Annotated in this window: 3 protein-coding genes; all 3 read left to right on the forward strand. The window is 32.6% G+C overall.

Annotation, left to right across the window (positions count from 1 at the left end; translation table 11 throughout):
• A partial coding sequence (locus tag HMPREF3186_RS09085; RefSeq protein WP_231724123.1) for a hypothetical protein occupies positions 1–232 on the forward strand: 232 nt, incomplete at its 5' end.
• Entirely contained in the window at positions 213–563 is a 351-nt protein-coding gene (gene tnpB / locus HMPREF3186_RS00055) for an IS66 family insertion sequence element accessory protein TnpB (protein ID WP_060913353.1), read from the forward strand. The genes HMPREF3186_RS09085 and tnpB, both read left to right, overlap by 20 nt.
• 54 nt (positions 564–617) lie before the next feature.
• The coding region (tnpC, locus tag HMPREF3186_RS00060) for an IS66 family transposase (protein WP_084812619.1) at positions 618–1,931 on the forward strand (1,314 nt) is incomplete at its 3' end.

Consider the following 1,931-nt stretch of genomic DNA (forward strand, 5'->3'; position numbering starts at 1 on the left):
TAACTTCCTTTATAATAAAAATATAAAAGAAGGAATGGAGGAAAACAAAATGTCAAAACAAATTGTACCATTAGACGTTGACTATTCATCAAAAAAAGAAGGGAAATCTAATGCGATTATACTGAAGCTCCGTAAGGGGAAAATGGAATGGGTGCTTTACGATTCCCTTGACAAAGAACAATTAAAATTGATATTGGAGCTAGTGATGCATCATGTCAATACCGTTAAATAAGTTAGGACAAGTGTCTATTGTTTGTGGTAAAACTGATATGCGTCAAGGTATTGATTCTCTCGCTTATTGGATTCAACATCATTACCACTTAGATCCTTTTTCAGGACAAGTATTTCTATTTTGTGGAGGAAAAAAAGATAGATTTAAAGCACTCTATTGGGATGGAGAAGGTTTTTGGCTACTCTACAAACGATTCGAAAACGGAAAGTTAATTTGGCCTTCTAATGAAAAAGAAGTTAAAGAATTATCTGATGAACAAGTAGAATGGTTATTAAAAGGATTTTCCATTTATCCAAAAATAAAAGATACTAACCGTCGATGTTTTTACTGAAAATATTACCCTTTTATAGTATAATAGAATCACATAAAAGAGGAGGTATTTTTTATGATTTCTAATGAAACAGTGACACTTGAAAAAGTATTAAGTGAATTTAAAAAAATTTCAAATCAATACGAAGAAGATAAAATAAAATTTAATAAAACTGTTGAACTGTTAGAACATGAAAATCACCTTCTTAAAGAACAGTTAGAATTTTTCAAGAAAAAATTATTTGGTAAATCTTCAGAAAAAACAAAAGGAAATCCAAATCAAATAAGTTTGTTTGATATGGAAGAAATAACTCAAGAAGAAACATCAGAAACGGATGTAGAAGTAGAAACTATTACTTATACAAGAAAAAAAGCACAAGGTAAACGTCAAGATATCTTAGAACAATTTACACCAGAATTGGTTCATCACAAATTGTTGGGAGAAGATTGCGTATGCCCAGAATGTCAGCACACTTTAAAAGAAATTGGGTCATGTGTAAAGCGAAAAGAGTTAGTTTTTATTCCAGCTCAATTAAAACGTGTAGATCATATTCAACATTCTTACAAATGTCCCCATTGTAGTGAAAACGGAACTAATGATAAAATCATTAAAGCGCCCGTTCCAAAAGCTCCTTTAAATCATAGCTTAGGATCAAGTACTATTATTGCACATACAATTTATCAGAAGTATCAATTAAAAGTGCCGAACTATCGACAAGAAGCTGACTGGAACAAGATGGGACTGCCAATTACGAGAAAAGAACTGACAAATTGGCATATAAGAGTCAGTGAGTATTATTTCAAACCATTATACAACCTATTGAGAGAAACATTATTAAAACAAAGCTATATTCACGCTGACGAAACAAGTTACCGGGTGTTAGAAAACGATACTCCACTTACCTATTACTGGACATTCTTATCAGGAAAACAAGAAAAAGCAGGGATTACGCTGTATCATCACGATAAAAGTCGAAGTGGTGAAGTAGTAAAAGAAGTCTTAGGGGATTATTCAGGCTATATTCATTGTGATATGTGGGGAGCTTATCGCCAAGCAAAAAATACCAAGTTAGTAGGGTGTTGGGCACATGTACGAAGAAAATTTTTCGAAGCAAATCCTAAGAATAGTAAAACCTCTTTAAGTGCAGAAGGATTGAACTATTGTAACCGACTATTTCAATTGGAACAGGAATGGGATTGCTTACCAGTAGAAGAGAGATATCAAAAACGACAAGAAGAAATGAAACCAATTATGGATGAATTTTTTGATTGGTGTCGCGAGCATTCGGTACTACCGGGTAGTAAATTAGGAAAAGCTATAGAATATAGTTTGAAGTATGAATCAACATTTCGAACTATATTGGAAGATGGGAATCTTGTTCTTTCGAAT

It is taken from the genome of Gemella haemolysans (genome assembly GCF_001553035.1).
In the GTDB taxonomy this organism is placed as follows: Bacteria; Bacillota; Bacilli; order Staphylococcales; family Gemellaceae; genus Gemella; species Gemella haemolysans_B.

Coding starts and splice junctions, on each gene's coding strand:
- tnpB (WP_060913353.1), top strand. CDS start 213: ATGTCAATACCGTTAAATAAGTTAGGACAAGTGTCTATTGTTTGTGGT.